Origin of the sequence: Methylobacterium sp. WL103, assembly GCF_008039885.1 — a bacterium.
Lineage (GTDB): Bacteria > Pseudomonadota > Alphaproteobacteria > Rhizobiales > Beijerinckiaceae > Methylobacterium > Methylobacterium cerastii.
This window is the reverse complement of record NZ_VRUX01000563.1, coordinates 1-2,684: the sequence shown is the minus strand read 5'-3', so window position 1 is coordinate 2,684 and position 2,684 is coordinate 1. Positions and strand designations below refer to the sequence as shown.

Genomic DNA, 2,684 nt, shown 5'->3' with positions numbered 1-2,684 from the left:
TCGCAGCCGCCCGGGCGCGCGGCTGCGAGGCGATCGGCGTCGAGCCGGGCCGCGACTATTCCGCCTACGCCCGCACGACGCACGGCGTCGAGGTGCTGGACGACGCGGGCGACGACCGGTTCGAGCCTGGTACGTTCGACGTGATCACCACCCACCACGTGATGGAGCACCTGCGCGACCCGGCCGACGTGATGGAGCGGCTGGCCCGCTGGCTCAAGCCCGACGGCGTGCTCTACGCCGCGGTGCCGAACATGGCCGCCACCGGCAAGCCGCCGCACGAGCGCTTCCACTTCGCCCACGTCCACGGCTTCGTGCGCGACACCTTCGACCTCACGGCCCGCCGCGCCGGCCTGGTGCCCCATACCGGGTACTGGCGCGAGGACACGACGGTGGTCTACCGCAAGACCGACGCGCCCCCGGTCGCGATCCGCTCGCCGGGCCTCGCCCAGCGCCTCGCCGAGGAGTTGAAGCCGATGCCGGCCGCGGCCTACCTCGCGTCGGGCGCCTGGATCTGGCCGATGGTCCGCCGCAACGCCAAGGCCGTGCGCGAGACCTTCTCGAACCGATAGCGGGCGTCGCGCGCGCGTCACGGGACGCGGCGTAGGGCGAGCCATCCGCCACGGTCGAGCCGCGCCATGCCCCCACCCAATCGCCGCCAGACCTTCGGCCTCGGTGCCGGCCTCGTCGCCGGGCTGGCGACGCCAGCCCGCGCCGCCGAAGCGTCGCCCGAGCCGACGCTGACCCTGCTCCTGGTCAACGACGTCTACCTGATGGGCGAGGTGGCCGGCCGCGGCGGCTTTGCGCGGCTCAACGCCATCGTGAAGGCCGAACGCGCACGGGGCGTTGCCGTGCTCTACGTTCACGCCGGCGACACGCTCTCGCCCTCGCTGATGTCCGGCTTGGACAAGGGCGGCCACATCGTCGACCTGCTCAATATCGCGGCCCCCGACGTGTTCGTGCCCGGCAACCACGAGTTCGACTTCGGGCCGGAGACCTTCCTCGAGCGCATGCGCGCCGCCGCCTTTCCGTGCTTTGCCGCAAACCTCCGCGACGGGGCGGGCGGCGCGATCCCGGGGATCCGCGACCGCACGATCCTGACGCTAGGCGGCGTGCGCGTCGGGATCGTCGGCATCGCTTTGGCATCGACGCCGGAGAAGTCCCAGAGCGGCGACCTGCGCTTCGGCCCCGAACTCGCGACCCTCGCCGAGCAGGCGAAGGCGCTGCGCTCCGAAGGGGCGGACCTCGTCGTCGCGGTGACCCATACGGCGCGTCCGACCGATCTGGCGATGCTGGAGGCGGGCTATGCCGACATCGTGCTGTCCGGGCACGACCACGACCTCGTGGTGCATTACGACGGCCGCCGCGTGCTGGCGGAGTCGAGCAGCGACGCGCACTACGTCACCGCCATCGACCTTTTTGCGACGATCTCGGTCCAGGGAGAGACGAGCGCCGTTTCCTGGCGGCCGAGCTTCCGCATCCACGATTCGAGCTACGTCGTGCCCGATCCCGAGACCCTGGCGTTGGTCCGGCGGCTGGAAGCCGACCTGTCGCGCCGGCTCGACGTGCCCGTCGGCGATAGGGCGCGCCCGCTGGACAGCCGGATCGCCGCGGTGCGCGCCCGCGAGGCGAGCTTCGGCAACCTCGTCGCCGACGCGCTGCGCGAGGCGACGCAGTCCGACATCGCGGTGATGAACGGCGGCGGCATCCGCGGCAACCGCCTCTACCCGGCCGGGACCGTGCTGACGCGGCGCGACATCCTCACCGAGCTTCCCTTCGGCAACACCATCGTTTCGGTGGCGATCACCGGCGCGCAGGTCCGCGCCCTGCTGGAGACCGGTCTCGGCGAGTTCGGCCGCCCGGCCGGTCGCTTCGTGCAGGTCTCGGGGCTGACCGTGCGGGTGGATCCCGACGCGCCGGCCGGCGCCAGGATCGTGTCCGTGCAGGTCGGCGGCGCGCCCCTCGACGAGGCCCGCACCTACCGCGTCGCGTCCAACAACTTCCTGTACGAAGGCGGCAACGGCTACGGCATGCTGGCGCAAGGGCGGACGCTGGTCGGCGCGACCGATGGCGGGCTCGTCGCCAACGCGGTGATCGACTATGTCGCCCGCCACGCGCCGATCGCCGTGCGCGAAGGCGAGCGCATCCTGGTCGGTCGATGACGAAGCTTTCCGCCTCCTCAGCCCTCGCCGACTTCCGGGCGAGCGGTTCTCCATGGCTCGCCCTACCGTTCTTCGCCGGCGGCGCGGCGGACGCCGTCGCGGCGCGCGTCGACGAACGCATCGCGGCGGGCGCGGAGGTGCTGCCGGCGCCCCAAAACATCTTCGCCGCCCTGGCGCTGACGCCGCTCCCCGAGGTGAAGGTCGTGATCCTCGGGCAGGACCCTTACCCGACGCCGGGGGACGCCAACGGCCTCGCCTTCTCCTATGTCGGCGCACGCCGCCTGCCGGCCTCGCTCAAGGTGATCCTCGCCGAAGTCGAGCCGGCCAAGCCGACGCGTGGCGACCTCACGCCTTGGGCGCGGCAGGGCGTTCTGCTCCTGAACAGCGCCCTCACCGTCGAGGCCGGCCAAGCCGGCGCGCATCTCCGCTACGGTAAACAAAAGACGCAGCCGACGACGACATACGTGTAGATAGCGGTGGTGGCCGGATCATTAAAAAAAAAAAGGGGGGGGGGGGGGGGGGGGG

General features: G+C 71.9%; 2 protein-coding genes and 1 pseudogene. All 3 read left to right on the top strand.

Translation table 11 applies throughout. From position 1 onward, the window contains the following. On the top strand, positions 1-569 hold a 569-nt coding region (locus FV222_RS22355), incomplete at its 5' end, for a class I SAM-dependent methyltransferase (RefSeq protein ID WP_147815668.1). Between the two features lie 66 nt (positions 570-635). Continuing rightward, positions 636-2,159, top strand: coding sequence for a bifunctional UDP-sugar hydrolase/5'-nucleotidase (locus FV222_RS22350; RefSeq protein ID WP_147815667.1), 1,524 nt, complete (start codon positions 636-638; stop codon positions 2,157-2,159). Further along, positions 2,156-2,593, top strand: a pseudogene (locus FV222_RS22345) (uracil-DNA glycosylase); the annotation flags it as partial. The gene FV222_RS22350 and the pseudogene FV222_RS22345, both read left to right, overlap by 4 nt. Between the last annotated feature and the right edge of the window lie 91 nt (positions 2,594-2,684).

Coding starts and splice junctions, on each gene's coding strand:
- FV222_RS22350 (WP_147815667.1), top strand. CDS start 636: ATGCCCCCACCCAATCGCCGCCAGACCTTCGGCCTCGGTGCCGGCCTC.